Here is a 26,426-nt window from a genome sequence, read left to right on the forward strand (position 1 = left end):
ATACTGCACTCAGGTTAAAATGCGGCTAACAACAATAAAAAGACGCCAATATGCACAAATTCCATCAATTAAGCGCAACAAGCTTGCAGGGTCAACCTATCAACTTTAATGATTTTGAAGGGAAGGTTGTGCTTATTGTTAATACCGCAAGTAAATGTGGATTTACCTACCAATACAAGTCGCTTCAAGCTTTGCATAATAAATATGCCAGCCAAGGTTTAGTTATTCTGGGATTTCCGTGCAATCAATTTGGTCAGCAAGAACCCGGCGACGCAACACAAATAGAGCAAGGGTGCTTACTTAATTTTGGTGTGAGCTTTTTAATGGCGGCCAAAGTAGATGTAAACGGTGAGCATGCACATCCTGTATTTCGTCACTTGAAATCGGCTTTACCTGGTTTTTTAACACGTAAAATAAAGTGGAATTTTACTAAATTTTTAATTGCCGCAGATGGTACACCAATTAAACGTTATGCACCTTTTACTAAACCCGAAAAGCTAGAACTTACAATTCAAAAAGCTTTGGCACAGGCTAAAAGCACGCTTTGAAAAGTAATAAAGAGGCGCAAGGCCTCTTTATTGCCAATACTACTGAAACTTAAACATACGCATAACTGCACATTTAAACTCTCAATATTAATTGGTATTTTATTTATACTAGTGAAATTTAATCGGTGTAATCGCTTAAATCGTCTTCGCCTAGATTTTTACGCAAGCGTTTTTGCTCAAGGTAGTCTTCCAACTTCTTTTTAACCTTTTGCTTGTTCTTATCGTGTTGATTACGTCCGAGCATTTCGTACTCGTCTTCAACAAAATCGTCATCTAGCGCATCGTAACTAAATGTCTTACCCACAACCCACTCCATAAAGTGTTTGAGACCAACCAAGGATTTTATTATCGCAATAGCCGGTAAAATTAAAAATGTTTAATGCCAAAGTGCACTGCAAATTAACATCAAAATAAAGCCACGCGACTACTGTAAATAGTCTTCATGTCAGTAATGTGAATAAATAGCGCTAAATTTGAATTGAGGAAAGTGAGAGTTTTTTATCGTATCGATAAATAAAATTTATTAATTTTTATTAGTTAGCCAATTTGACTAAAAAATAGTTATTTATTAATTATTTTGACTTGCTAAAAAATAAAGAAAAACACTTAATCAATTGTTTTTTATGGAAAAATAAAACTGGCATCAAACTTGTTATTAATTAATCGTCATCAACAAAAAGTAGAGAACAAACATGAAAAAATTACTATTAGTTAGCGCATTAATTTGTACGCCAGCCGCTATGGCTCATAACGACAACGATTCTGCAATTTCATTTAGTAACGATGAATGTAACGTCGAATTTAAAAACGATGTACGTATTAAACCAAACGAATTAGAAATTTTTACAGCCAATAATAAAACTATGCAATTTAATACCCATGGTGACTTAACCGTAAATGGCGAGCTTGTAGCGCTTAATAGCTCACAACGCGAAGCACTGAATAAGTACTCTGACAGCTTACGCACTCAATTACCTGAAGTAGCTAATATAGCGTTAGAGGGTGTTAAAATTGCCGGTGTGGCATTAGAAGAAGTAGGCAATGCATTTAATATTGACGGTCTTGATAATATGTCTGAGCTTATGGACGACATTAAAATTGAGGTAGAAAATACATTTTACCAGCAAGGTACATTTGTAATGGGCCAACAAAGTTTTAATCAATTTGGCGAAAACTTTGAACAACAATTTGAGCAGCAGATAGAAACAGCGGTTGAATCAGCAGTAATGCAATCAATGGGCAGTATTTTAGTGGCTTTAGGTTCTGAGTTACTTGGTTCAGGCGGCGATATGGATGCCTTTGAACAACGCATGGAAAATATGGGTGCACAAATAGAAGAAAAAGTAGAGCTACATGCAAGCGCACTTGAAGAGAGAGCTAACTCTTTATGTGAAAACTTTGCTGATATTGCAAAACAAGAAGAGCAATTAGTAATGCAAGTGCCAGAGCTTAAAGGTTACCAATTATTTAGCTTTAAACAGAATTAGTACAGCAAACGTTATTTAACATCCCTTTGGCAGCACTTAAGTTTACTTAAATGCTGCTTTTTTGTGTTTCCCAAACTTATACCAACCTGCATAAATCTTTGATCAATTTAACGAATTAAATTGCACTATAACTTCGTTAAAAATTTTTTATTTAGAACAACTAGATACAAAAACTTTTGCCTAGTTCTAGCGTAATTTTCTTAACGTTAAATAGACCCCATATATAAGCAGATTGGTATTACTTTTTAGCTAATAAAGTGAGCTTACCCAGAGTAATAATTGCTTGCTCTATCTGCTCGCTCCACGGCACACCATAACTTAACCTTACGCAGCTTTTATACTTATTAGAGGCTGAAAAAATAAGCCCAGGGGTAATACTAATACCAACCTCAAGAGCAAGTAAAAATAATTTTTGACTATCGTATTCGCCTCCTAAATCTAGCCACATTACACAGCCTCCTTTTGGATCGCTTATACGTGTATTTTTTGGCATAGCTTGTTGTAAACACCATCGCATACGCTCTTTGTTATCGCGCAGGCGCTGCCTGAGTACCTTTAAGTTACGGTCGTACTCGCCGCTGGCAATAAATTCTGATAACGCCCATTGGTTTATTAACGAAGCAGAACAGCTTAGTGCTCGTTTATATCGCCGCGCTTGTGTTGCAAATTTACCGGCAACGACCCAACCCACACGATAGCTAGGCGCTGCGGTTTTAGAAAAAGATGAGCAACTGATCACTAATCCTTTTTTAGAGTACGCTAAAGCAGGTGTGCCTCGTTTTGCCGTAAAATATAAATCGCCGTATACGTCATCTTCAATAAGCACTACGTCGTGGCTTTCGAGTAACTCCACCAGCTGCTGCCTGTTTGTATCTGGCATAAAGCTGCCTACAGGGTTGCTAATTGCTGTCGAGAATAAACACGCTTTTATGTCATGCTCATTCAAAGCGCGCTCCAAATCGCTTAACCAAATGCCATTATCTGGGCACAGTGGTATTTCGAGCGCTTTAAGCCCTAAGCTTTCTATTAGCTCTATAATCCCGTGATAACAAGGTGTCTCAATAGCCACTACATCGCCTGGCTTTGTTACACACTTAAGTGCAATAGCCATGGCTTCTTGTGCTCCATTGGTGATCACAAGCTCGTCCATATCAATGCCAATACCAAAATCTAAATAGCGATGCACTAATTGCTTTTTCAGCGGTACAAACCCATCTGTTGGGCCATAGTTTATGGCTTTACTGCCCGCAATTGTCATTACGCGGCGCATATTTCTGGCGAGTGCTTTATCGGTAGGTGCTGCGGCAATTGGGTTAGCGATACCAAAAGGGACTACGTTCGCTTGATGAATCGCGCTGTACACCTGCTCTATTAAGGCTTGTTTATTTACCACAACAGGTTCGCGACTTAATTTAACTCGCTTAGGTAAATTGTGCGCCATGCTAACGACTTTTAAAAAATATCCTGATTTTTCACGCGCCTCTACCAACCCTTGATCTTCAAGTGACTGGTAAGCCTGTTTTACAGTGGGGATACTTATGCTTAAGTTATCTGCCATTTTACGCAGTGATGGAAGTTTTTCGCCGGGGAGTAAAACTTGTTGAGCGCTCATATCTCTAATCAACTGAATAACTTGCTGATATAAAAACTCATGCCCTTGGCTATTTTTTTGTCTTATCATCACACACCAAATCTGTATAGGTTACATTTTTACTTTTCTGTATATGGTAAGTATACAGATAGGTCTTAAAATAGCCATTCAATCGGGCTTTGGAGACTAACCATGAAAAGTGCAGCGCTATACATTACAACTGTTTTAATTTGGGGCTCAACTTGGTTAGCCATAGAGTTTCAGTTAGGTGATATTGCGGTAGAGTTATCGTTATTTTATCGCTTTGCTATTGCAGCGCTTTTAATGTGGTTATATGTAGCGTACAAAAAACCCGACATGCGATTTAAGTTACTGGATCATGGCTTTTTTGTTTTATTAGCCATTTGTAATTTTGGATTAAATTATTTAATGCTTTACTGGGCACAAAATCACCTTACCTCAGCCATGACCTCTATTGCCTTTTCAATGCTGCTGGTTATGAACATAGTCAATACTCGGTTATTTTTTGGTAAGCCAATCTCAAAACGAATTTATACAGGTGCTGTACTCGCTGTATTAGGTATTACGTGTCTGTTTTGGCCACAGTTACAGCAGTTCGACTTGAGTAATGGTGCGTTGGTCGGGTTACTACTTGCCCTCGGTGGCACCTTTGTGGCTTCATTGGGAAATATGGTAAGCGTTCGTAATTCTCGTAAACAAATTGGTGTATTGCAAGGCAATGCATGGGGTATGTTATACAGCGCTATAGGCTTGGCTTTATATGTATTAATGAACAATGTGCAATTTAGTTTAAACGCTCCACCAAGTTACTGGTTATCACTACTTTATCTATCAATATTTGGCACTGTAATCGCTTTTGGTTGCTACTTTGCTCTACTTAGAAATATAGGCCCTGAAAAAGCCAGCTACGTTATTGTTTTATTCCCATTAGTGGCAGTAACACTGAGTAGCTTTTTTGAAGGCTTTGAATGGCACGCAAATACCTTTGCAGGATTTAGCCTAGTGCTATTAGGTAACGCCATTGTGCTTACTCCAACAAAACGAATTAACGCCTTTTTAGCTAATAGAGCAATGGCTAAAAGTGGCTCCGTCCCCAGTTAGACGCGTTATTAACGCAACTAACGTAAAAGCGCCTACCCTACTGTAGGCGCTTTTTTATTGGCATATGAAAAAGTAAAGCCTGCCCATGTACACTAATAACGGCAGGAGTTTTACCTACCAGTTCACCATCTGCTTCAATCAATAACCCTTCAGTTTTTATGGAAGCTGTATTTAAGCGACTGTAGTTAAGGTTTTTTATATGCTGATGGCGCTTAAAAAATAACTTCATAAAGCTTATTACATTATAAAAAAGCCCACCCGATCGCATTTGATAACACTCAAGCAGCCCATCAGTTAAATCTGCTTTTGGCGCTATTTCTAGACCACCACCAAAGTACTTATGATTAGCAAATACGGTAATTAAATTTTGATACTGCCAAACATCGTTATTAAACGTACCTTGTAACTGCTGAGCTTGATAATAAAATAGCTCCTTAATGCTCGTCCAACTGTAATCAAAAGATGAAAAACTAGCTTTAGCATTAATCGCTTTAACTACATGAGCATCAAACCCTACCCCTGCAATATTAATAAAATAGCGGCTATTAATTTTTCCTACATCAACTGCTGTCGGTGTATTAAATAGTGCCTTTCGCCAATCATCTTCTTTGCAACTAAACCCTCTCGAGAAATCGTTACCTGTACCGCAAGGCAATAATGCTAACGTACAGCTACTCCCTATTAACGCATTAACCGCCAAGCTCAATGTACCGTCTCCGCCAAGTACAACTACTTTGGTAAATTTACTCAGTAGCAACCTTATTTGAGCGCAGTCATCGTTAAAGTTTCCCGTTGTAGTAAACATACAATAAGAAAAACTGCGTTTTTTACAAATGCTTTTAAGCCATATTAGTGATTTTTCACTCTGTTTTTTTGTACTTGGTTTAATAATTATTAGTAGTGACAAGCTTTTGTTTCCAACAATGTATTTAAGAACGAATAAAAAAGAGTTTAATTGAGTTTTTTTAATCTGAATAACTAGTCAAAAAAGTTTATTTAAAATGCATATAAATAAATAAAAACACACACAAACACCAGTATTGGTGAGAGTAAAGCCGATTTTATTTTAACTATTTATGCAAAAACCATAATAAAAAACACTGAACCGCACGTTAATAAAATCAATAAGGATTAGTTTAACTAATCCGTCAGGCTCAATTTTTATCGTTGTCTTTTTAATCAAACAACGTGCAAAATGCACGCGATTTCAACATATACAACCCGGAGCAAAATAATGAAACCAATTAACACATTAAATCAAACAGCAGCAGCTCAAGTAGCAGTTAAACCAACTAACCGTAAAGCAAGAATGTTAGCTAGACTTAACACTATTGGTAAAAGACTAGCACTTAGCGGCGCAGCTCAATATAAATAATCACCCAACCATGATTATTTTTCGGTGCAGCGAACACTCAACCACTAAATGAAGTCACTTATTTAGCTCCCCCTTGTTTGCTGCAACCTATTTATTTTATTAAAAATTGCCTTAATTTCCCCTTATTTACAAAAAAAACCTCATTTACGTACATTTTTTAGGCAAACAGTCATTTTGCTATTTACACAGCGGTATCACCTAAGTATTATTCTGCGTCACGGAGAGATGGCAGAGTGGTCGAATGCACCGGTCTTGAAAACCGGCATGGGTTTATAGCCCATCTAGGGTTCAAATCCCTATCTCTCCACCATATTTTAATTGGTGGCTTTTTTACTTCCATCAATACAAACGGTTATGGCGTTGGAGAGGTGTCCGAGTGGCCGAAGGAGCTCCCCTGCTAAGGGAGTATAGAGTTTGTAGCTCTATCGAGGGTTCGAATCCCTCCCTCTCCACCATATTTAATTTAAACCACTTAATTGTGGTTTTTTTGTGCCTAAAATTTAACACCGATACTAAATTGGGAGGGTGAGAACCCTCGACAGGGTTCGACAAAATGTCTGGAACATTTTGGGCCGCTGCAAGCGTCGCGCAGCGATTGATTACATGGATGTAAGCAAATCTATCCCTCCCTCTCCACCATACTTAATTTAAACCACTTGATTGTGGTTTTTTTGTGCCTAAAATTTAACACCGATACTAAATTGGGAGGGTGAGAACCCTCGACAGGGTTCGACAAAATGTCTGGAACATTTTGGGCCGCTGCAAGCGTCGCGCAGCGATTGATTACATGGATGCAAGCAAGTCTATCCCTCCCTCTCCACCATACTTAATTTAAACCACTTGATTGTGGTTTTTTTGTGCCTAAAAATTATAAAAACTAAACAAATTGTGCCTAGTAATAACTTAGGGCATTATTAACATAACTTTAGCCACTTTAGGTTTAGCTATGATCCGGTTCATATTGCTATCAGTTTGCGCGGCAGCACCATTTTTTACCTTGGCACAAAGTACAACAGTGTATAAGTGTGTAATTAAGGGCGTTCCTACCTTTAGCCAAACGCCTTGCGCTAAAGATGCACAAGTTATTACTCTTAAAGATATAAACGTAATTGAAGCATACAAAAGCTCTACGCCCGGTAAAGGTATTACCGACACCTCTGTGGATGACTACTTAGAAGTTCAACAAATAGAACGAGAAATAAAGCGTCTCGAGCTATCTATTGCACAAAGCCAAAAAGAATACGCAGCTAAAAAACAGCAGATAGATTACATGACTCAAGATAAAGCCAATCGTTTAGGCGCTTCGTCTATTGCTGATGCTATCGCAACTAAAACAAATTCGTTAAAGCAAGCTTACGACGCATCAATTAATCAAACGCAGCAAAAAATAGAGTCATTAAAACAAAGAAAGCAGCAGCTTAGCCAAAACCCTTAAGCGCTCGTTTTACTATCGAGATAAACTGCGCAACGTCTTCTTGAGTATTATAAATATGTGGCGATACTCGTATCCCAAATTTACGGGCATCTACACTGACTTTCGCTTTATTAAGCGCTGTAAGTACATGGTCTTGCTGCTTGTTAAAAAACAAAATAACTGTCCCGCTGCATTTATCACTACTCATAGGTGATGCAACATATTTGCCTAGTTGCTCATGAATAAGCGTAAGCATAGCTAAATTATGATTCCTTACCTTGTGAGCAGTTAGCTCTGCAAAGTAAGCAATGCTATTTGCGGCAATAATATAAGGCGCTACAGAGGGAGTGCCCCCCCAAAATTTGAGCGCACTGGCGTTATATTCAAAGTGGTTTATATTGAACTCAAATGGATTTTGATGCGAAAACCAACCCACATCTTTAGGCTCACAATACTCTATTTGATTTTTGTTAACCCATAAATAAGCTGCACCTGGGCCACCACATAACCATTTAACGCTCGAGCCAATCATAAAGTCCGCATCGAGTATGCTTAAATCAAGCGGTATAACACCCGCTGATTGAGCAACATCAACTATTGATAAACTATTGGTTAATTTACTTATAGCTACAATATCGTATACAGGCGCCTGTACACCTATATTTGAATACACATGACTTATAAAAACTAAATCGATGTCGGCGGTTATATAACGCTGCCAAACACTAATATCAGTTAGGTTTTCGTGCTCTGGTATAAACATAATTTGTGCGCACTCTGGTAATGCTTTTTGCATTGCAAAACCCATGCTCGGAAAATCACTTTGTGCCATTAGCACTTTACAATTTTTTTGCTGTAACCGTGGGTGCGACATAAGCAACTTTGTTAAGCCACTTGATAAATTAACCTGAGGACAAAACTGCGAACTAGGCGCATTAAATAACTTACCAAGCGCGGTAGTAAATTGCTCAACTGCGGGCAGCCATTGTTGCCAAGGTTCTTTATTTGAGCTCTCCCACGGTAAAAAGTAGTGCTGAGCTAAATATTGCTGCGTATTTTTAAGAGGACGCCCTACCGAGTGGTTTAGTAAATAACAGCCATCAGCCATACAAAAATCATTTTTAAGCATGCTATTTAACCCATTTTTTAAGTGTATTTAGATCGTCAAAACGTGTTTTTATATCGTCGCGTTTGGCACTGGCCCGCCTATCTCTTAATTTTTCGAGCGAATCAAGTAACACATGAAGCGGCGGACCACTTGCTGTTACCTTGCTCATATGCTGCTGTTGCATATTTTTTGAGGGCTGAGCAATAAACTTTTCAACCAGTTGATTATGATGACCGACTGCGGTGTCACCATGTAATTTACACACTTGGATAAATAACGTTGCGTGGCTTTTAAACCAATCTGTATTTTTATATTGCTCTGCTTGTAAAAAGTCATCCATAAAGCTTTGCATACGCATGGCTTCTCGTAGGATTTGTTGATCCTCTGGCATCATATATAAAAACTTATCCACCAGCATTTGCGAGTAACTAGGCTCATTTGCGCTACAAAGCCCTAGTAACATATCAATCACGTTAATACCTGCAAAGTCACCAGCATTTGCACCTCTGTAAACCTCTTTACCTACACGGTACGGTTTATAATAAGGGCGAACGCAGTTAAAAAATCGATCTGTATCGAGCTCAGAATAAAGTGCATTGTTTGACTCAATTACATCTATAAGCGCTTGTTTAGCTACTTTTAATAACTCACCACACAAGGGATGTGAAATACCTAACGGCAATATTTTTAATAATGCATCACTTGCCCGTTTGTAGGCCAAAATGCCTTGAGTGTTGTAATCAAGAAATAGCTTTTCATCAGGTAAATTGGTAAATCGTTTATAAATACCGTTAAGTGCTTTGTTATGAGTAGTTAAGTGGGCGGTAGCAAAACGAGGGGTTACGCCAATGGATGCGCCTATATGCATAGCAAGCGCTGAGGCTTCAATTAGTGGCGAAGTAGTTTCTCTGCTTGGCTCAGTAATTTCATGGCGCCTACACGCCGCCATAAACAATCCTACGTTACCGAGTAAGTCAAAAGCGCTATCAAAGCCTTGATCTGTGTTTCCCTCGGCTAATAAATTGCTAATTAATGCGTTGCCTTCTTTTTCTAATTGTTGCTTTAAGGCCTCACCTATTCCTTCTACATTTGCTTTATCGGTTTGCTGCCAATAAAGCTGCTCTAATTCACTATTTAAAGTGACAAACTCTGTTCGTATCCAGTGATCAAAAATAGCGGTATGTGTGTTCATTGTTGTGCTCTATTATTTTTATAGTTAAATGCTAACAGAGTTCAATGAGGGTAAAACGCCAAAAAAATTAGTAAAAATTGCAATACTTAGCAATAATCACTACAAATATAAAAATAATTAATAAAAGCCGACAACTATGTTAGATAAAAAAGACCAGCAATTACTCATTGCACTGCAAAGCCAAGCTCGTATGTCGGTTTCAGATTTGGCCAGCAGTATCAACCTATCGGATACACCTTGCCTAAGGCGTATAAAAAAGTTAGAGCAAGAAAACATTATTACCGGCTACCACGCCGCCATAAATCCTAAAGCACTTAACCTTAATGTGTTGGTATATGCGTTTGTACGATTAAGCCAAAACTCGGTAAGTGCTGCAGAGCAATTTGAGCAACATGTAGAAAAATTACCACATGTATTAGAGTGTTGTGTAATATCAGGAAGCTATGATTATTTATTAAAAATCATTGCACATGATCTTGAGAGCTACGAAACATTTGTAAAACATCAACTAGGTAGTTTAAGTTGTATTGCAAATATAGAATCAACAGTCGTGTTAAAGCAGTCATTTAGCAAAAAACAGTTACCATTATAAAAATAACCAAAATAACTTACTGTTAGCTATACTGATATTTCAAAACGATAATAATAATTGCTTGGACCTTATGTGAAAAATTTTAACTCTAAAAATCATTCCATTATTTTTTACATCATGTTTGCTTTAGCATATTTTTTAGTCGGCATAGCACTCACTAAACTTGCTTTTAACTCGCAAATAATTCCAATTTGGTTACCTGCCGGCATAGCTCTAGTCGGTTGTTATATTTGGTGGTGGCGCTTTATCCCGCCTTTATTTGTAGCTGCAATTGCGTTTAACCTAAATATTTTTGATAGTTCAGCTCATGAGCTAGTCCTGGTCGGCAACTCATTCAACGAGGCTATGTATATCGCCTTTGGTGTTGTTATACAGGCAATGGTCGGCGCAGCTCTTTTAAAGTATTGGCTTGGTCACCCGCTGCGCTTTAAAAAGCGCAAGAATATAATTTACTTTATTTTAGTCATAGCCATATTGGTCAGCTTAATTTCAGCTAACTTTGGCGTATTCGCACTGAGTCAATTTAACTCGATTTACAGTATTGATAATCATTGGAATAATGTTATTTACTGGTGGCTTGGCGATACATTAGGGGTATTAATTGCGACTCCGTTTTTACTTTCTTTATTACCACAAAAGTCTAATCAACATACTATATCGGCATTTCCGACAATTGCAGTATGCTCAGTTTTATTTTTATCAGTCGCGGTAACAACACAATTATACGATCAGGAAAATCGTATAAGCACTATTAAAATTGCCGAACGTGAAGTCCACGTTATAGAAAACAGCCTTTATAGATATACAAATCGCAGTATTATTGCAGTGCAGAGCTTAGCAAGTCAGGTTCAATCATCTCCCATGCTGAGCCAGCAAGATTTTTATTCTTATGCTAGTCAGTTACTAACTCAATACGAGTTTATTAACGCTTTATCGTGGAATGCAAAAATACCTCAAGATCAACGCGAAGTCTTTGCTCAAGAAATATCAAACATTTACCATTTAGATATTGATATAGTTGGCGAACCTCTTGAAATTAACGATCCCCTTGTTATAGTAAAATACATAGCTCCTTTTAATGGTAATCAAAAAGCTATTGGCTTTAATGTATTTTCAAACCCTGATCGAAAAAACTCTCTGCTTAACCCCGCTATAAAGTACATGCCAGTCGGAACTAAAATAATTCAGTTGGTGCAAACCAAACAACCTAAACCAGCCTATTTATTATTTGCCCCTGTGTACTCCCAATATAACGATGAAAAAACAATTAAAGGCTATGCCACTGGTATATTTTTAGTGCGTAGTATTATTGAGCAGGCCATTTCTAAAGAACAGTCTGATATGTTTTCGATTGGTATATACGAAGATACAAACACACCGCCGTTTTATAGTAATTACTCTCAGGATGTTCAGCAAGCCAAAGGCAGCCGTTTAATGTCGTTTGACGTGGACTTTGCAGGGCAAAAATGGATTGTAAAACTAGCCCTTAAAGAAAGCTTTTTAACACAACATAATAGTCAACTAACTCTATTATTGCTCATACTTCAAGTTGCCGTATGTTCTTTAATTTTAATGGTTTTACTGCTGTTTAATCAGCAACAGATTGCACTTACACGTCAAGTTGCAGAGCGTACACACTCACTCGCACAAGCAAAGCAGCAGTCTGATTTAGCTAATCAGGCTAAAAGCCAATTTTTAGCGAATATGAGCCACGAAATACGTACACCATTAAACGCCGTTATTGGTTTTTCTTCACTTGCTCGAGAAACAGACAGTGCAAGTACACTCATTGGCTATTTAGATAAAATAAACTCATCATCTAAAAGTTTATTAAACTTAATTAATGACATTCTTGATATATCAAAAATAGAATCCCAAAAGTTAGTTATTGAATCTATTGCATTCGACCTAGGTGCCTTAATAACACGCATAGACAATATGTTTGAACAAAGCGCAGTTAACAAAGGTATTAACTGGCAAGTTAACTCAAAGTTACCTTTAAATACCTGGTTTATTGGTGATCCTATGCGAATTGAGCAGGTATTACTTAATTTATGTAGTAACGCGATTAAATTTACAAGCCAAGGCAGCGTTACTTTAAACATAGAAACAGAGTTTACTGCCGCCAATAAAGTACAACTTGTTATAAACGTTAGTGATACCGGAATAGGTATAAAACCAAGCCAGCATAAAAAATTATTTAACGCATTTACCCAAGCTGATAGTTCTACCTCAAGGCAGTTTGGCGGTACAGGACTTGGCTTAACAATAGCAAAAGAGCTAAGCCAATTAATGGGGGGAGAAATAGCCCTTAAAAGTGAAATAGATAAAGGCTCTACTTTTACATTTTCAATGCGATTAGAAACAACAGAACCTAAAAAAGAACATGTTATTACATTTGATAATACTAATATTACTTCGCTAGACATTTTGGTCGCAGAGGATAACCCAGTAAATCAAATGGTTATTAAAGCGATGCTTGGCTCGTTAGGGATTATGCCGTATATGGTAGAAAACGGTGAGTTGGCGGTCGATATAGTGAAAAAACAACATTTTGATTTAGTCCTTATGGATTGCCAAATGCCTATAATGGATGGCTATAGAGCAACTGCACTGATTCGGCAGTTTAAAACCAAACAAGAACTCCCTATTATTGCTTTAACTGCCGACGTAATGCCAGAGGATAAAGCACATGCACAAGCAGTTGGATTTAATCAACATCTTGCAAAACCGCTTGAACTCATTAAGCTAACCGAGTGTCTTGTCCAATATGCAGAAGTTAATGAACAATAGTGGTTTAATTTTAAGAATAGTTTTAAGAGTATTTTTTGGTTTTGTTTTAAGTCTTTTTTCTCATACAGCTGTCGCTCAAAACTGTATATCGCAGGCGAGCGACTTTAAATTTATAACAAAAAGTAAGCAACAAGGCTTATTACGCTTTGAAAATGAGCACAACCATCAGCGCTTTAATTACCACGCCATTTTACCATTTAACGATTACTTAGATTTTGCATATAAACATATAAATAAAGCCAATCCACGTGCAAATATGCCATGCCCTGTTATTACACAAACGTATCAGCAATTAGTAATACAGGGTAAGCGAAAACCTGACCCTACTATTGCAGATATTATTGCCCCTTTTGAGCTTACGCATCCAAACAGCAATAAAGTTGCGCTATTAATCCACGGACTAACTGACTCCCCCTTTACGTATCACGATTTAGCACAAGTGTATTATCAGCAAGGCTATACTGTGCGTACTATTTTATTACCAGGACATGGAAGCGCCGCAAGTGCTTTACTCAATGTAGACGTTAGCCAATGGCAACAAGCAATAAAATACGGTATTGAACGCTCGGTGCAAGACTTTGATGAGGTGATACTCGCAGGTTACTCTACCGGTGCAGCGTTACTTCTTGATTACGCAACCAAACACACTGTATCCCCTAAAATTAAAGCGCTTATGCTTTATTCGCCAGGCTCCGAGCCACATAATAAGTACGGCTGGATAGCAAAGTGGATTGATGCCATACCCTTTGTTAATTGGATAGATAAAGACGCCGATGTAGACTTTGCTAAGTATGAATCATTTCCTTTAAATGCAGCTGCCGCTTCGTACGATGCAATGTCACTTGCAAGCATAAGTAGCTTGAACAAACGCCCTGCACTTAAATTACCTATTTTTAGTGTACTTAGCGATATTGATACTACGATAGATACGCGTGCCACGCTAAAGTTATTGAGTGCATTACACCAAGGTAATTCAGTAAAATATAAGTCGCTCGATACTTTAGTACTTTATGGAAGCACTGATATTTTACCGCCAGACTTTGCTAGTGACTACACAGTAAATAATCCGCAATGCACAACGTCTCAGTGTAAAAAAGTTCATGGTATGTCGCATATTGCTGTTGTTAACTCACCGCAAAATCCACATTATGGAATTAACGCAACCTATCGTAATTGTGGCAGCTTTATTAACGACGAGTCCCTGTACAAAACATGTAAAACAACAAAAAATCCACAACTAGGAGAGCGTACAAGCGCCAACTTAAAACACTATCCGGCTTTACAGCGCTTAACTTATAATCCTCATTTTACCGAGCTTAAAATGCAAATTAGTACGTTTATTAAAAACGTAGAACAGCTTAGAACAACTACAAGGTAAGTAGTCATGGGAACGTTTTCGCACCAATGGTTTAACAGTATTAATGAGATTGATCAGGCGCAGTGGCAACGTTTATTTGGTGATGAACCATTTACTCAACATGCTTTTTTATATGCCCTTGAACAAAGCCAATGCGTAACACAAAAAAGTGGTTGGCAGCCCCATCACCTCGCTATTTTTGAAAGTGATACGCTCGTTGCACTTGCACCCGGGTATTTAAAAAGTCATTCATACGGCGAGTATGTATTTGACTGGGCATGGGCTGAGGCATACGAAAAACACGGTTTAGAATATTATCCCAAGTGGCTATCTGGCATTCCTTTTAGCCCTATTGAAGGCAAGCGCATTGCTATCGAGCACGCTAATCCAAATGCGGTATATCAATACATTACAGAGCAACTTAGCTTACACAGTGCTGAGCAAGGATGGTCGGGATGGCATGTTAACTTTTGCGATCAAGCTCAAGCAACATCATTAACTGAGCAACACGCCATGTTAAGAGTGGGTGTGCAATTTCAGTGGTTTAATAAAGGTTATGAATCCTTTGACGACTTTTTGCAGATGCTTAGCTCACGAAAACGTAAGTCACTTAAAAAAGAGCGAGCTAAAATAGCGCAACAGAATATTGATATTGAATGGCTGCAAGGAACGCAAATTACGCCCGAGATAATGCAATTGTTTTGTGAGTTTTATCAGCGTACCTACTTAAAGCGCTCTGGTCATTTGGGCTATTTAAATATGGAGTTTTTTACGCTTTTACATGCCTTAATGGCTAATACTCTCGTTATTATGCTGGCCAAAAGAGACGATAAAGTGATTGCTGCAACACTTAGTTTAGTAGGTAAAAATACGCTTTATGGACGCTACTGGGGAGCAAGTGAGGAAGTAGATTCGCTGCACTTTGAATTGTGTTATTACCAAGGTATTGAGTTTGCAATAAAGCATAAACTCAACTGTTTTCATTCGGGTGCACAAGGTGAGCACAAAATAGCACGCGGATTTGAACCCGTGCTTACCTACTCTGCTCACCATATTGTTGATGGCGACTTCAGTAATGCAATAAGCGACTACTTAAAGCGTGAACGCGGCCATATTGATATATATAAAGAGCAATGTAGCTCATTACTGCCGTTTAAAAACGAGTAACTGATTATTTGCAGGCATGGCTGTATCGCTAATAAGCGTAAGCCCTGCTTGCTTAGCTAGTTGTTCAACTGCTTCAAAATCTCTTATTCCACTTAACGGATCACGCTCTGTTAAAAAGGCACTAAAGTCATCATTACTTGGGCTGGTAAATTCACCTTGGTATTTGAATGGCCCATAAATACACAACATACCGTCGCTATTTAAGTGGCGTTTAACACCGTCAAAAAAACGCTCAACTAATTGCCAACTTACAATATGAAATGTGTTTGCAGTATAAATAGCGTCAACCTTATCTACTGGCCACTCATTATTTAAATCAAGCTCAAGTGGTGCATGCAAATTAGTTAAATTAGCTTCGCGGTGCCATAAATTAATCCCTTCGTGGTTTATAGCGCGATCACTTGTATGCCATTGTAAATGTGGTAATTGCTCTGCAAAAAAAACACTATGCTGGCCGGTTCCTGAGCCAACTTCGAGTACTGTTTTAGTATTTTTTAATACGTCCTTTAATTGCTCTAAAATAGGGGTTTTATTGTTTTCACAGGCTTGTGAAAATGGCTTTGTCATTACTGTGCACCAAAATTGTAGATTAATGCACAACAGTAAAGCAAATTTAGCTTATTTTGTCGTGATGAAAAAAAGATAATTTTTAAACACTATAACTATCATATGGTTGAGTTAATTTATTACGATTGGTACGTAATATGCTTTTATATAACTAACCCACTAAAGTGGTTTAACTTATATTAAATTTCAAAGGATAAAATTATGCATATACCCCCTTATACCGCTGTAGACGCAGCTACTGCTATAACCGAAAAAACCACCGACGATCATAGTTACGCCGTTGATATGAGAGCTACAGTAATCGATTTACTTTCGCACCCTAAACATAATCAACAGGCGATGACCAAACATGAAACAGATCAGATATTTATTCTTGGCTACAATTAAAACTCAAATTAGTATCGCAAATAATTTTTATAATAACTGTTTACACTGAAACCGATTAAATGTAATGATAACTATTATCGTTAACTTGAGTCGGTTTTTTTATGTCTTCAAATTATGCCCAGCATCGTTACCATCAAGAACTCTCTTGCCATTGCTTAAGACCTGGCCTGCATGCACCCATGCTCGTTGCCGATTACATAGAAACCGCCCTTAACGTCGCCAAAAAATTTGAGCAACAACGTAATCCCTTGCTTCAAGAGTTTTATCTTAGACGCACACACCATGAAATTATGAACAAAATGTGCGACCCTCTTATACATAATGCTATTCGTAAACAATGTTTAGAGCAGTTATACAAACCTTTATTAGCACTAAAACGGTTTTATAAAGTGCATAACAATACTGCACAATTTTTAATACTTGAGCGTGAAGCTCGTATTCTTAGTCACGAATTCAACCCTTTTTAAGGAGCACACTTATGAGCAACTTTAGAACAGAATCAGACAGCATGGGCGAGCTAAAAGTACCTACTGATGCGCTCTATCAGGCGCAAACACAGCGAGCGGTTAATAATTTTGCCATTAGTGGCTTACCTATGCCAAAGCAATTTATAACTGCACTGGCTTATATAAAACAAGCCGCTGCACAAAGTAACTGTGAGCTAGGCCATTTAAGCAAAGCTAAAGCCGATGCAATTGAGCAAGCTTGCCAAAGTATTATTGATGGTGAACATGTTGAGCATTTTCCCGTTGATATTTTTCAAACAGGTTCTGGCACAAGCTCAAATATGAATGCCAATGAAGTTATTGCAACGCTTGCTAGCCGGATAGGCAATGAAAGCATTCACCCTAATGATGATGTAAACATGGGGCAAAGCTCTAACGATGTAGTCCCTACTGCTATCGCACTCAGTAGCGCAATAAATGTAGTGTACGAATTACTTCCTTCGCTTGAAAATTTATCGCAAAGCCTGGAAAAGAAAAAAGCTGAAGTAGGCCATATAGTTAAAACGGGCCGTACGCATTTAATGGATGCAATGCCTGTAACGTTTGATCAAACACTCAGTGCATGGCAGTCACAAGTTAATCATGCCGCAGCAGGAATTAGACATAGCTTAGAGCGTGTATGCGAACTTGCACAAGGCGGTACAGCTGTTGGAACAGGAATAAATGCAGACCCTAAGTTTGCAGCCAAATTTGCAGAAAATCTGAGTGCCAATGTAGGCATTAGATTTACGCCTAGTAGTAACTTTTTTTATAATATAGGTTCACAAGACGCCATCGTCGCACTTTCTGGGCAATTAAAAGTACTCGCTGTCGCACAAATGAAAATAGCGAATGACCTACGCTGGATGAATTCAGGACCACTTGCGGGCTTAGGTGAAATAGAGCTTGAAGCACTTCAACCGGGCTCGTCTATTATGCCAGGTAAGGTAAACCCAGTAATACCAGAAGCCGCAGCCATGGTAAGCGCACAAGTTATTGGCAACGACGCCACGATTACCGTAGCAGGTCAAGCGGGTAATTTTGAGCTAAACGTTATGCTCCCAGTCATTGCGTATAATATTTTGCAAAGTATTGAGTTACTTGCAAATAGCGCACAAGCGCTGGGCGATAAAGCCATTGCCAGCTTTAAGGTAAATCAGCCTAATATAGATAAAGCGCTCGCTAAAAATCCAATTTTAGTGACGGCACTTAATCCGGTGATCGGTTATGAAAAAGCAGCAAAAATAGCAAAGCAGGCTTATAAAGAAGCCCGCCCTATTATTGATGTAGCCGAACAAGAAACTGATTTACCACGCAGTGAACTCGAAAAACTACTTAACCCCACCAAACTAACGCAGGGTGGACTTTAATAAACGATATTTTTCACGGCTTTAATTACTTGATAATATAGTTTTTATTGCCGTAAAAAATGCACCGTGTATGATAGTGATGAATATTTCATCACTATCAAGGTTTGTTATGCGTACCCCATTGTTAGCCATACTTTTACCACTGTGTTTAACTGCATGCTTAGATAAAGCACCCACTGAAACGCAGCAAGTAACAATCACCTCAGAAGCTGAAGCACCTAAGCAAGAGCTACAAAAGCTAAAAGAGAACACTCAATTACAAGAAAATACTAAAAAGAACGTAGTTGCTGAAAAAATACCAAAAACTGATTTAAAAAACGTTTCAATAGACGATATAAAAACAGCTAAAACCGAATTAAATACGCTAATTACAGATAAGCAATGTGATACCAGCACCCAATGTAGAGTAAATGCAGTAGGCAGTCGCGCATGTGGTGGGCCAAGCAGCTTTGTTGTGTACTCAACAAACGCAGCATCTGAGGAACAAGTAGCAGCCCTTAGCGACAAAATTACTAAGCTTGAAAGTAGTTATAATTCACAAAAAGGGATGATGAGCATTTGTCAGCATTTAACAACGCCAAGCACGCAGTGTGTTGAAAATAAATGTGTTAAACTTGAAGGCTCAGCGGTAAGTGCATTTTAAGGATAACGTTATGAGTTGTTTACCATCAACAATTAAACTATCAATTTTAAGCATTGCTAGCAGCATTTTATTACTAAGTGGTTGTGCTAGTACTGTGACGTCAAATGAGCAAAGTAAAAACTTATCTGACTTAAACTATGATCTGAATAACATGGTGAGTAATAACAGCTGCACTGCAAGCTTTCAGTGCAAAGTACTTGAAGTGGGCGCCCGCGCATGCGGCGGACCGAGTAAATATGCTGTTTATTCAACGCTAAACACATCTCAAGAAGAAGCAGAACAGCTTGCTCAACAAATAACAAAACAAGAAAACATACAAAATAAAGCACAAGGCTTAACTGATTGTTCTCCTGTACTTGAAGTGCAATCGCTGTGTATTAACCACCAATGCCAGTCGTTTGATATAAAATAAAAACGGCCGCGTATAAGCTAATTTCAGCGTTAACTTAAATACGGAATTAACGCTGAAATTACTACCACCAGTACCACGCAAATCCCCGCTTTAATAATGTATTTCATGGGCATTGTTTTAAGCACCCAATATGCATAAATAAAACGCACAAAATAACTCGCCGCAGTACCAAACAACGCAAAAATAATTAAGTAAGCAATTAAAACAATATTCATAAAAACCTAATTAAATTATTTCACTTTTTTATTTTTAGTGTGAGCTATTAATAAATCAGCTACTTGTTGCTTTACGGCTCGCTTATCATCGCTTTGTACATCAAAGCGACTGGCTAGTTGCGCTATTTCATCATCATTTAAGTTAAACGATAAACGTTGACGCGTTTTTTTAGACTTTACGTCTAAGCCAAGTATTTTTCGGATCATATCTGACGGCGTTAGCTCTTGATCAATTGCCTGCTTTTTTATCAGTTTTTGAACTTCGCTGCTTAGATCAAATGCCATTTGTGTGGCACGTACAGCTTGTTCCTGACGTAACCACTTGTCTTTAGCATCACTCACTTAGCGTCTCCGGGAAACAAGTCTACAATGTCTGACATTGGACGCATGAGCGTTAGCGATACTTCGGTTTCGCCGCCATCCCAAATTTCGATATTTAAACCAAAGCCTTCATTATCTGACGCTAAGCAAATCATTTCACATGGCTCACCACCTTCTTGCTCATAGCGAGGCAAAGTTTGGTTGCGGTAATCTTTATTATGGAAATAACACACATAAGGCGACTCGCTTTGTTGGTAGCTTTTAGCTAAAAACTGCATAAAGCGCTCTGGTGTATTTTGCACTGTAATGTGGGTTAACGACTCTTCATCAAAAATACGCGCAAACTCATCAAGGCTAAATATCTCTTCAACTTCGTTTCGCTGAATTTTAATAGAAAAGTTAGCCCACTCTTCGCCATCATCTTGCTCAATTTGTAAAAATACAACTTGGCCGCTATTTGTCTCAAGTACAAATTCAGTATCGCTACTGTGCTGATATTGGTAAGTCTGAATATCAGTAACACGTAACGTTTCACCCTTTAACCATGCAGGATAGGCAAATGAATCAATAACGCTAAACATGTCGCCTTTTTTAAGATCGCTCGGATGATTAAGTTGACGCTCTGGCTCTTTTTTAGATTTGAAAAAATTAAACATAGGAAGGCTGCCTTCTAAGCAAAAAAGGTAACTGAGAAAAACTCGGTTACCTTTTTAAAGTATAAACGTAATAGTTAGCTATTTTGCTTCGCTTTGATGCGAGCTAAAATATCAGCGCTTTTTGGACTTGTGTCGCCAATGCCTGCTTCAGCCATTTTTGCTTTTAAGTCATCGCCATTTACGTCTGACTCAAGTTGCTTTGCAGCACCAAGCTGGTCACTTCGATCTTGTTGGCGCTGTTTAATGCGTTCAAGCGATTGACGAGCCGATGTCATAGACGAGCTGTTTGTATTAAGCGTGCTATTAACAGCCATTGTTGCTTGCTGTACGCTTTCAGTGGTTTTAACCATTGTAAGCTGACGCTGATTTTCTTTAATCGATTTTTCAGCATCTTTAACTTGCTGCTTAAGCGCAACAATGTGATTGCTAAAGCCAGACAATACTTGCTCGTTTTCCGCTTTTTCAGCTTCAAAGTCACCAATTTTTTCTGCAATTTCTAATGCTAACGCTTCGTTGCCCTTTTCAAGAGCTTGGCCTGCATACGCTTCATGTTCAGCGATTGATGCATCTACAGCGCTAATTTTACGCTTAGTTTGCATTTCTTTGGCCATTACTTCAGTAAGGCTTTTTTTAGCACGGTGAAGTGCATTTTGCGCGTCTGCAATTTCTTGCTCAAAAATACGGATGCCATTTTTGTCTACAATTGCTTCGCCTGCTTCACGAGCGCCGCCACGTACTGCTGTAAATAATTTTTTTAAAATACTCATAATCTTAACTCCACTAACTAGCTATTAATCGTTTAAATACAAGGTCACGGCTTCTAGTGCATCGATAGCGTTATCGGCTAATGTCACTAGTTCGTGGGTAACGTCATCCAATGATGAATTTACCGACAGTGCACCAAAAATCGCGTATTTGTTATCGATTTTAGCAAATGCACTCAGTGGAATTGGCACGTTTAAACGTAGTAATGTTTCGTTTAACTCGTTGCGTAATTCACTTTTAACTTCATCTTCGTCAAACAAGTAGCTAATACATAATAACTGCTCTTGCGTTTGCGTAACAAAAATTGGAAGCTCATCATTTCCATCAACAATGACTTGTAAAACATCTTGCTCGCCTGGGTTGGCAATCAAGAAAGACTCAAAGTTAGCGCCTTCAGTTTCAAAAGAAGCTAATTTTATTGAAAGTTCATTTAATTCCATGTCTCTGCCTTTTGTCGTTTGACATATTATGTCTGAGTTAAGATTCTCATGGTCGACATATTATGTCAACCATGTTTTATTAGTTTTTATACAATTCGCTTTCTATTTGCCATGCAGTTCGGTAGTAATCATACAACTGACCAGACCCTAACCTATTGACCTCAATACTTTTAACTTGTTCAAAGTAGTGGTTAGGAAATACAAAACTTGCCAATAAATATTCTTTACTAATCCACCTTGATGGCACAGGCATAGCCGTCGTATCATTAATACGACCACTGGCCGACTGCCCCATTTTAGTCGCTATAGTCCAGCCCCACTGCCCAAAAGAAGGTATGTTTTGCTGATACTGCTCAACATACTCAAATCCAGCCGCTTTAACTGTTTTTGCAATGCTTAAAAACGCTTTTTTAGCGTGATAAGGTGAGGTTGATTGAACCGCCATTGCGCCATCCGGTGCTAATAACTGCCGTACATGATTATAAAAGTAGTCACTGTACATTTTATTTAGATCAGGATGATTAGGGTCAGGTAAATCAATTAAAATGGTGTCGAACTGCTTAGATTGGTCAAGTAGCTTTTCAACTTCTAAAAATGCATCACCCACAATTATGTTGGCTCGCGAGTCATGCATCGATTTATTGTTTAGTTGTAGTAATCGCTTATTGATGTGCTCTGGCGGCGTAAAGTCACCGTCTTTATGACCAAATAAATTGAGTAGTTGCGCGTCTAAATCTATTAGCGTTACTTCACTCACAGGCCACTTTAAAACATCTCTAAGTGCAAGCCCGTCACCACCACCAATTATTAATACACGGTCGTGTCTGTTAGAAGCAAGCATTGCAGGGTAAACCAGCATTGAATGATATATTTGCTCATCAATACTTGAGAACTGTAAACGCCCATTTAAATATAAATCGGTAATTGGCTGAGGTTGGTTTTTGCTTAATCTTTCGGTTAAAACTACGTGTTGGTATTTAGTTGCTTGCGAATAAATTACTTTATCTTTGTATAAAACATTACTTAGATTGTTCATCCAGCTACTGCCAAATACTAAAATAAAGCCAAATAATGCCAGTAATACTATATGGCAAACTAAAAGTGCCTTAGCAAAGCGCACATGGGTATGGTAGCGCCATAAAAACGCGAGTCCTGCGATGATATTAAATAACGCCGTCCACGCTGCAGCTTGCATTATAGGCATTGAGAGCATGATACTTACCCAAATGGCTGCACCAATACCAGCACCGATATAATCGGCACCATAAATAGTCCCTGCGTTGTTTTCTAAAAAACGGCCATAAACGTGCTGACGAATGCGCGCTATAAGCGGTATTTCCATACCAATAAATAAGCCCAGTATTAAACCAAAAACATAAGGTAGAAAACGTGACCACTCTTGTAGCTTTTGAAATACGTAACCATTAAGTACAACATCAGGGGGTAAATTAAAAATGCTCGAAAATAAATGAGGAAGAGAATAACTAACTGCTATTACACCCGCTATCGCTAAAATGCAGCCCATGCCAACCAAAGCAATAATGCTTTCTAGCCAAGCAAAAGCGGTAAATGCATCTTTAAACCAACGCGCTAAAAAAGCGCCTAAGCCCATTGCTACAATCATAGTACCGATCATGGCGTAAATAGCGCTCTCTACCGAGCCAAGTACACGGCCCGCATAATGAGACAGTAAGTATTCATAAATAAGGCCGCACCCAGCAAGCACGGCCATAACAGTAATAAGTAGTATATCGTGCCCAAGTAAGCGAGACTTACTTGGGGGAGTGTTGGTTGATGACACTGATTATGCGCCTAGTAATGTTGCCATAGTGATACCTACAGCAAATGATACTGCTGCAGAAATAGTAGCTACACCTACATTTTTTTGACGATTAACTTCATCTGAAATATCGCAACCAGATAAAATTATTTTAATTGTCACTAAGTGCAAAATAATAAATGCAACAAGGCTCACTACTGCGCTAATAGCCCAGTATAGTAAACTCGCATTAATATTATCAGCCGCGTAAGGTGCAACACCCGTTGCTGCTGTAATAGCTAATGCACTACCGACTAAAAATCCAGCGTAACGAATACCCACAGCTAAGTTACCATCAACAATTGCTTGTTGTAGGCAGTCGCCACTTTTATTTGTACGTTTAAATAACTGCACTCGGTATTGGCTAACAAGTAGTAATACAACACTACCTATAATAAAGGCGGCAATTACAATTGGAAGACCATGCCAACCGTCAGTAGCTACCCATAAAAGAGCTGAGCGAATAACGATAGCAACACTGACAACATGACCAAAATCAATTATTGAAGCCGTAACGTTACCTTTAACGATTTCGTCGTGCAGGCTTACTTTACGAAGAGCTACTTTATCTTGAAAAAAGTGACCCAACTTAATCAGTACAATTGCTAATGCGCCATAAGCTAACATTTGTAGTGCTTCTTGTTGCAGTGTTGCAGCAAAAGCTCCGCTACTTACACCCGTTAATACAATCGCCAGTGCCACTAAGCCAGCGGCAAAGCTAATACCAAAAGCAAAGTTATCACGCTCTGTTATTTCATCATTTGCATGTAAGTTTGAAACCCAGCCTTTTATATATTTAAGGCTTACAAATAATAAAACAATAATTGTAAAATCAATCGCCAGCGCTTGCAGTGACCACATAGTTATTCCATTAAATTCATACATATTATTCTAACTCCAACTTTATTCTTTTACTTACCACGGCTCACGCCACGAGAGGTTCTGCTACCGCTATCACGCACCGATCCTGAGCTATTGCTATAACTGCTCGAACGAGAATAACTACTGCGGCTTTTTGCTGGCGTATAACTACTACGGCTTAAACCTGATGCACCTGTTTTTTTACTCGCATAAGGGCTTGTAAACTGCTTACCTTGGCGTTGGTATGTTTGGCGCGTGCGTGTTTCTAAAGCGCTTTGGGTTTTAATTTGTTTAGGGCTTGAATAACGCGAGCGGCCATAGTCATTGTAATAGCTATACTTTCGGCGCTTACTCCAGCTTCCATATTCAACACGATCAAATACATCACCTAAAATACGGTACATTCCGTACCATTGCCAAAAGCTAATACCGTTACTATTTGATTGCCAGTTACCATAGTTAGGGTTACCTACCATTTGGTTACCAACACCCTCACCTTCAGCTTGCTTACTAATTGCGCCTACACGCGCTAAAGTGCCTTTGGACATATCAGCTAGCATATTGATAGGATCGGTTAACGCATCAGAAAATAGCGTAGGTTTAGATGCATCACGTAACAAATCAATGCTATGTAACGTATCTTCGTAAGGAGGAATTAAGTAAGTTCCTTTAATATCTTTAAGTCGCTGTGTTAAGCCACTATAAAGTGCGCCTTGGCGCGTTGCATCAAGGGTAATTACATCAACAACTTTTGTAAGCTCTGGTTGTTGTTTTTTAAGAAGCTCGCCATATTCTTTAAGTAACACAGCATTGCGTACACTTCCATTATCGAGTGCAGTACCAAGCTGAGACAGCTCCGTATCTACCTTTTTAATAGACTCTTGAATTGTTTGTTGCAGCTGCTCTTCTTTCGATTGACAACCCATAAGCACTGCGAACAAACAAAACAGGCTTATAAGTTTCCAAGCTTTAATATTCGACATTCATGTCACCTGATTTACTAAATTAACTCAGGTAGTTTTACACAGGTCACTTATTAAACCAAGAATGAAATTGCAACAAAATGAGAAGAAGTAGCTAGCTTTTAAATCAGACTGTGATTTAGTGAAGATAATGAGTCGTATCGTGAGGTTAGAATTGAAGTAGAAGCTTTATAATACCAATCTGCTTATATATGGGGTCTATTTAACGTTAAGAAAATTACGCTAGAACTAGGCAAAAATTTTTGTATCTAGTAGTTCTAAATAAAAAATTTTAACGACGTATAGTGCAATTTAATTCGTTAAATTGATTAAAGATTTATGCAGGTTGGTATAAGGGTACTTTCAGCGTAGGGAGTCGCGGCGATCACCCGACCTACGTGCTAGGTGTTGGTGTGTGTACATTAATTGCGCGTATTTCACTTTTCTGCAGACGTAAAAAAGCCCGAATCGTTAGATCCGGGCTTTCTACAATTTAAAGTTGGTGCGCTACGCAGTAGGATGTCGTAGTGCCCACATCTACAACGGTGGAGAGTCACGTAGCAAATGCTACTGTATTGGCCGACTGAGATATTGAGGGGTTTTGTGATGTGTGTGTATATTAATTACGCGCATTTCACTTTTCTGCAGACGTAAAAAAGCCCGAATCGTTAGATTCGGGCTTTCTACAATTTGAAGCCTGGTAATGTCCTACTTTCACATAGCAAATGCTACACTATCATCGGCGCTGTTTCGTTTCACTACTGAGTTCGGCATGGA

General features: G+C 38.5%; 28 protein-coding genes and 2 tRNA genes. 16 read left to right on the forward strand and 14 right to left on the reverse strand.

Annotation, left to right across the window (positions count from 1 at the left end; all coding sequences use genetic code 11):
* Positions 1-50: 50 nt before the first annotated feature.
* Positions 51-548, forward strand: a complete 498-nt coding sequence (locus I6F42_RS17500) for a glutathione peroxidase (RefSeq protein WP_197152926.1) — start codon at positions 51-53, stop codon at positions 546-548.
* A 118-nt stretch (positions 549-666) separates the two neighbouring features.
* Here the strand turns inward: I6F42_RS17500 and I6F42_RS17505 are convergent, their stop codons facing one another.
* A complete protein-coding gene (locus I6F42_RS17505; RefSeq protein ID WP_007579801.1) occupies positions 667-852 on the reverse strand; it encodes a PA3496 family putative envelope integrity protein in 186 nt (61 codons plus the stop codon).
* Positions 853-1,240: 388 nt separating this feature from the next.
* Here I6F42_RS17505 and I6F42_RS17510 point away from each other — a divergent pair, with 388 nt between their 5' ends.
* On the forward strand, positions 1,241-2,035 hold the full coding sequence (locus I6F42_RS17510; RefSeq protein WP_010554844.1) for a YggN family protein: 795 nt from the start codon (positions 1,241-1,243) through the stop codon (positions 2,033-2,035).
* A gap of 238 nt (positions 2,036-2,273) precedes the next feature.
* Here the strand turns inward: I6F42_RS17510 and I6F42_RS17515 are convergent, their stop codons facing one another.
* Positions 2,274-3,716, reverse strand: coding sequence for a PLP-dependent aminotransferase family protein (locus I6F42_RS17515; RefSeq protein ID WP_007579799.1), 1,443 nt, complete (start codon positions 3,714-3,716; stop codon positions 2,274-2,276).
* Between the two features lie 102 nt (positions 3,717-3,818).
* On the opposite strand from I6F42_RS17515, the gene I6F42_RS17520 reads away from it, so the two are divergent.
* Positions 3,819-4,748, forward strand: a complete 930-nt coding sequence (locus I6F42_RS17520) for a DMT family transporter (protein ID WP_169044528.1) — start codon at positions 3,819-3,821, stop codon at positions 4,746-4,748.
* Between the two features lie 37 nt (positions 4,749-4,785).
* Here I6F42_RS17520 and I6F42_RS17525 read toward each other — a convergent pair whose 3' ends face one another.
* Entirely contained in the window at positions 4,786-5,655 is an 870-nt protein-coding gene (locus I6F42_RS17525; protein WP_197152928.1) for a diacylglycerol kinase family protein, read from the reverse strand.
* A 327-nt stretch (positions 5,656-5,982) separates the two neighbouring features.
* On the opposite strand from I6F42_RS17525, the gene I6F42_RS17530 reads away from it, so the two are divergent.
* From I6F42_RS17530 to I6F42_RS17545, 4 genes are all read left to right on the forward strand, one after another.
* A complete protein-coding gene (locus tag I6F42_RS17530; protein ID WP_010554841.1) occupies positions 5,983-6,123 on the forward strand; it encodes a hypothetical protein in 141 nt (46 codons plus the stop codon).
* 219 nt (positions 6,124-6,342) lie between these two features.
* A tRNA-Ser gene (locus I6F42_RS17535) sits at positions 6,343-6,433 on the forward strand.
* Between the two features lie 52 nt (positions 6,434-6,485).
* Positions 6,486-6,578 (forward strand) — tRNA-Ser (locus I6F42_RS17540).
* Positions 6,579-7,069: 491 nt separating this feature from the next.
* Positions 7,070-7,558, forward strand: a complete 489-nt coding sequence (locus I6F42_RS17545; protein ID WP_007579794.1) for a DUF4124 domain-containing protein — start codon at positions 7,070-7,072, stop codon at positions 7,556-7,558.
* On the opposite strand, the gene I6F42_RS17550 is transcribed toward I6F42_RS17545, so the two are convergent.
* Both I6F42_RS17550 and I6F42_RS17555 read right to left on the reverse strand, forming a co-directional pair.
* On the reverse strand, positions 7,542-8,666 hold the full coding sequence (locus I6F42_RS17550) for an aminotransferase class V-fold PLP-dependent enzyme (protein WP_197152929.1): 1,125 nt from the start codon (positions 8,664-8,666) through the stop codon (positions 7,542-7,544). The two genes, I6F42_RS17545 and I6F42_RS17550, sit on opposite strands and share 17 nt — an antisense overlap.
* Position 8,667: 1 nt before the next feature.
* Positions 8,668-9,837, reverse strand: coding sequence for a monodechloroaminopyrrolnitrin synthase PrnB family protein (locus I6F42_RS17555; RefSeq protein ID WP_024589494.1), 1,170 nt, complete (start codon positions 9,835-9,837; stop codon positions 8,668-8,670).
* 136 nt (positions 9,838-9,973) lie between these two features.
* Here I6F42_RS17555 and I6F42_RS17560 point away from each other — a divergent pair, with 136 nt between their 5' ends.
* The 4 genes from I6F42_RS17560 to I6F42_RS17575 all read left to right on the forward strand — a co-directional run bounded on the left by I6F42_RS17560 (position 9,974) and on the right by I6F42_RS17575 (position 15,746).
* Positions 9,974-10,429 (forward strand): Lrp/AsnC family transcriptional regulator, encoded by a 456-nt coding sequence (locus I6F42_RS17560; RefSeq protein ID WP_007579788.1) that lies wholly within the window; start codon positions 9,974-9,976, stop codon positions 10,427-10,429.
* 72 nt (positions 10,430-10,501) lie between these two features.
* Positions 10,502-13,222, forward strand: coding sequence for an ATP-binding protein (locus I6F42_RS17565; RefSeq protein WP_197152930.1), 2,721 nt, complete (start codon positions 10,502-10,504; stop codon positions 13,220-13,222).
* Entirely contained in the window at positions 13,212-14,600 is a 1,389-nt protein-coding gene (locus tag I6F42_RS17570) for a carboxylesterase (RefSeq protein ID WP_197152931.1), read from the forward strand. Before I6F42_RS17565 ends, I6F42_RS17570 begins: the two co-directional genes overlap by 11 nt.
* Positions 14,601-14,606: 6 nt before the next feature.
* Complete coding sequence (locus I6F42_RS17575; protein ID WP_197152932.1) at positions 14,607-15,746, forward strand: GNAT family N-acetyltransferase; 1,140 nt, start codon at positions 14,607-14,609, stop codon at positions 15,744-15,746.
* Here I6F42_RS17575 and I6F42_RS17580 read toward each other — a convergent pair.
* Positions 15,723-16,313, reverse strand: coding sequence for a DUF938 domain-containing protein (locus tag I6F42_RS17580; protein WP_039488722.1), 591 nt, complete (start codon positions 16,311-16,313; stop codon positions 15,723-15,725). The two genes, I6F42_RS17575 and I6F42_RS17580, sit on opposite strands and share 24 nt — an antisense overlap.
* 201 nt (positions 16,314-16,514) lie before the next feature.
* Between I6F42_RS17580 and I6F42_RS17585 the strand changes: the two genes are divergently transcribed.
* From I6F42_RS17585 to I6F42_RS17605, 5 genes are all read left to right on the forward strand, one after another.
* A complete protein-coding gene (locus I6F42_RS17585) occupies positions 16,515-16,700 on the forward strand; it encodes a hypothetical protein (protein WP_197152933.1) in 186 nt (61 codons plus the stop codon).
* Between the two features lie 101 nt (positions 16,701-16,801).
* Positions 16,802-17,167 carry a hypothetical protein gene (locus I6F42_RS17590; RefSeq protein WP_231609258.1) on the forward strand — a complete coding sequence of 122 codons (366 nt, stop codon included), beginning with the start codon at positions 16,802-16,804 and terminating at the stop codon, positions 17,165-17,167.
* Between the two features lie 11 nt (positions 17,168-17,178).
* Positions 17,179-18,555 carry a lyase family protein gene (locus I6F42_RS17595; protein WP_010554832.1) on the forward strand — a complete coding sequence of 459 codons (1,377 nt, stop codon included), beginning with the start codon at positions 17,179-17,181 and terminating at the stop codon, positions 18,553-18,555.
* A gap of 109 nt (positions 18,556-18,664) precedes the next feature.
* Positions 18,665-19,198, forward strand: a complete 534-nt coding sequence (locus I6F42_RS17600; protein WP_197152935.1) for a hypothetical protein — start codon at positions 18,665-18,667, stop codon at positions 19,196-19,198.
* A 10-nt stretch (positions 19,199-19,208) separates the two neighbouring features.
* Positions 19,209-19,610, forward strand: coding sequence for a hypothetical protein (locus tag I6F42_RS17605; protein WP_197152937.1), 402 nt, complete (start codon positions 19,209-19,211; stop codon positions 19,608-19,610).
* 29 nt (positions 19,611-19,639) lie between these two features.
* Here the strand turns inward: I6F42_RS17605 and I6F42_RS17610 are convergent, their stop codons facing one another.
* From I6F42_RS17610 to I6F42_RS17645, 8 genes are all read right to left on the reverse strand, one after another.
* Positions 19,640-19,825 carry a hypothetical protein gene (locus I6F42_RS17610; protein ID WP_024592231.1) on the reverse strand — a complete coding sequence of 62 codons (186 nt, stop codon included), beginning with the start codon at positions 19,823-19,825 and terminating at the stop codon, positions 19,640-19,642.
* A gap of 15 nt (positions 19,826-19,840) precedes the next feature.
* Positions 19,841-20,167, reverse strand: coding sequence for a hypothetical protein (locus tag I6F42_RS17615; RefSeq protein WP_010554828.1), 327 nt, complete (start codon positions 20,165-20,167; stop codon positions 19,841-19,843).
* Positions 20,164-20,802: a DUF4178 domain-containing protein gene (locus tag I6F42_RS17620; protein ID WP_024592232.1), complete on the reverse strand. Its 639-nt coding sequence runs from the start codon at positions 20,800-20,802 to the stop codon at positions 20,164-20,166. The genes I6F42_RS17615 and I6F42_RS17620 overlap by 4 nt, the downstream gene beginning before the upstream one ends.
* A 74-nt stretch (positions 20,803-20,876) precedes the next feature.
* Positions 20,877-21,569, reverse strand: coding sequence for a PspA/IM30 family protein (locus I6F42_RS17625; protein WP_004335088.1), 693 nt, complete (start codon positions 21,567-21,569; stop codon positions 20,877-20,879).
* Between the two features lie 24 nt (positions 21,570-21,593).
* On the reverse strand, positions 21,594-22,007 hold the full coding sequence (locus I6F42_RS17630; RefSeq protein WP_004335098.1) for a YjfI family protein: 414 nt from the start codon (positions 22,005-22,007) through the stop codon (positions 21,594-21,596).
* Between the two features lie 79 nt (positions 22,008-22,086).
* A complete protein-coding gene (locus I6F42_RS17635; RefSeq protein ID WP_010554826.1) occupies positions 22,087-23,808 on the reverse strand; it encodes a polyamine aminopropyltransferase in 1,722 nt (573 codons plus the stop codon).
* 3 nt (positions 23,809-23,811) lie between these two features.
* Complete coding sequence (locus tag I6F42_RS17640) at positions 23,812-24,711, reverse strand: DUF350 domain-containing protein (protein WP_197152939.1); 900 nt, start codon at positions 24,709-24,711, stop codon at positions 23,812-23,814.
* 26 nt (positions 24,712-24,737) lie between these two features.
* Positions 24,738-25,670 carry a hypothetical protein gene (locus I6F42_RS17645; RefSeq protein WP_007579759.1) on the reverse strand — a complete coding sequence of 311 codons (933 nt, stop codon included), beginning with the start codon at positions 25,668-25,670 and terminating at the stop codon, positions 24,738-24,740.
* Between the last annotated feature and the right edge of the window lie 756 nt (positions 25,671-26,426).

It is taken from the genome of Pseudoalteromonas sp. SWYJZ12 (assembly GCF_015864395.1).
GTDB classification, from domain to species: Bacteria; Pseudomonadota; Gammaproteobacteria; order Enterobacterales; family Alteromonadaceae; genus Pseudoalteromonas; species Pseudoalteromonas arctica.

What these genes read in the sequence shown, in the direction of transcription:
- I6F42_RS17500 (WP_197152926.1), top strand. Translation starts at nt 51, where the DNA reads ATGCACAAATTCCATCAATTAAGCGCAACAAGCTTGCAGGGTCAACCT.
- I6F42_RS17510 (WP_010554844.1), top strand. Translation starts at nt 1,241, where the DNA reads ATGAAAAAATTACTATTAGTTAGCGCATTAATTTGTACGCCAGCCGCT.
- I6F42_RS17515 (WP_007579799.1), bottom strand. Translation starts at nt 3,716, where the DNA reads ATGATAAGACAAAAAAATAGCCAAGGGCATGAGTTTTTATATCAGCAA.
- I6F42_RS17520 (WP_169044528.1), top strand. Translation starts at nt 3,819, where the DNA reads ATGAAAAGTGCAGCGCTATACATTACAACTGTTTTAATTTGGGGCTCA.
- I6F42_RS17530 (WP_010554841.1), top strand. Translation starts at nt 5,983, where the DNA reads ATGAAACCAATTAACACATTAAATCAAACAGCAGCAGCTCAAGTAGCA.
- I6F42_RS17545 (WP_007579794.1), top strand. Translation starts at nt 7,070, where the DNA reads ATGATCCGGTTCATATTGCTATCAGTTTGCGCGGCAGCACCATTTTTT.
- I6F42_RS17550 (WP_197152929.1), bottom strand. Translation starts at nt 8,666, where the DNA reads ATGCTTAAAAATGATTTTTGTATGGCTGATGGCTGTTATTTACTAAAC.
- I6F42_RS17555 (WP_024589494.1), bottom strand. Translation starts at nt 9,837, where the DNA reads ATGAACACACATACCGCTATTTTTGATCACTGGATACGAACAGAGTTT.
- I6F42_RS17560 (WP_007579788.1), top strand. Translation starts at nt 9,974, where the DNA reads ATGTTAGATAAAAAAGACCAGCAATTACTCATTGCACTGCAAAGCCAA.
- I6F42_RS17570 (WP_197152931.1), top strand. Translation starts at nt 13,212, where the DNA reads ATGAACAATAGTGGTTTAATTTTAAGAATAGTTTTAAGAGTATTTTTT.
- I6F42_RS17575 (WP_197152932.1), top strand. Translation starts at nt 14,607, where the DNA reads ATGGGAACGTTTTCGCACCAATGGTTTAACAGTATTAATGAGATTGAT.
- I6F42_RS17580 (WP_039488722.1), bottom strand. Translation starts at nt 16,313, where the DNA reads ATGACAAAGCCATTTTCACAAGCCTGTGAAAACAATAAAACCCCTATT.
- I6F42_RS17585 (WP_197152933.1), top strand. Translation starts at nt 16,515, where the DNA reads ATGCATATACCCCCTTATACCGCTGTAGACGCAGCTACTGCTATAACC.
- I6F42_RS17590 (WP_231609258.1), top strand. Translation starts at nt 16,802, where the DNA reads ATGTCTTCAAATTATGCCCAGCATCGTTACCATCAAGAACTCTCTTGC.
- I6F42_RS17595 (WP_010554832.1), top strand. Translation starts at nt 17,179, where the DNA reads ATGAGCAACTTTAGAACAGAATCAGACAGCATGGGCGAGCTAAAAGTA.
- I6F42_RS17600 (WP_197152935.1), top strand. Translation starts at nt 18,665, where the DNA reads ATGCGTACCCCATTGTTAGCCATACTTTTACCACTGTGTTTAACTGCA.
- I6F42_RS17605 (WP_197152937.1), top strand. Translation starts at nt 19,209, where the DNA reads ATGAGTTGTTTACCATCAACAATTAAACTATCAATTTTAAGCATTGCT.
- I6F42_RS17610 (WP_024592231.1), bottom strand. Translation starts at nt 19,825, where the DNA reads ATGAATATTGTTTTAATTGCTTACTTAATTATTTTTGCGTTGTTTGGT.
- I6F42_RS17620 (WP_024592232.1), bottom strand. Translation starts at nt 20,802, where the DNA reads ATGTTTAATTTTTTCAAATCTAAAAAAGAGCCAGAGCGTCAACTTAAT.
- I6F42_RS17625 (WP_004335088.1), bottom strand. Translation starts at nt 21,569, where the DNA reads ATGAGTATTTTAAAAAAATTATTTACAGCAGTACGTGGCGGCGCTCGT.
- I6F42_RS17630 (WP_004335098.1), bottom strand. Translation starts at nt 22,007, where the DNA reads ATGGAATTAAATGAACTTTCAATAAAATTAGCTTCTTTTGAAACTGAA.
- I6F42_RS17640 (WP_197152939.1), bottom strand. Translation starts at nt 24,711, where the DNA reads ATGTATGAATTTAATGGAATAACTATGTGGTCACTGCAAGCGCTGGCG.
- I6F42_RS17645 (WP_007579759.1), bottom strand. Translation starts at nt 25,670, where the DNA reads ATGTCGAATATTAAAGCTTGGAAACTTATAAGCCTGTTTTGTTTGTTC.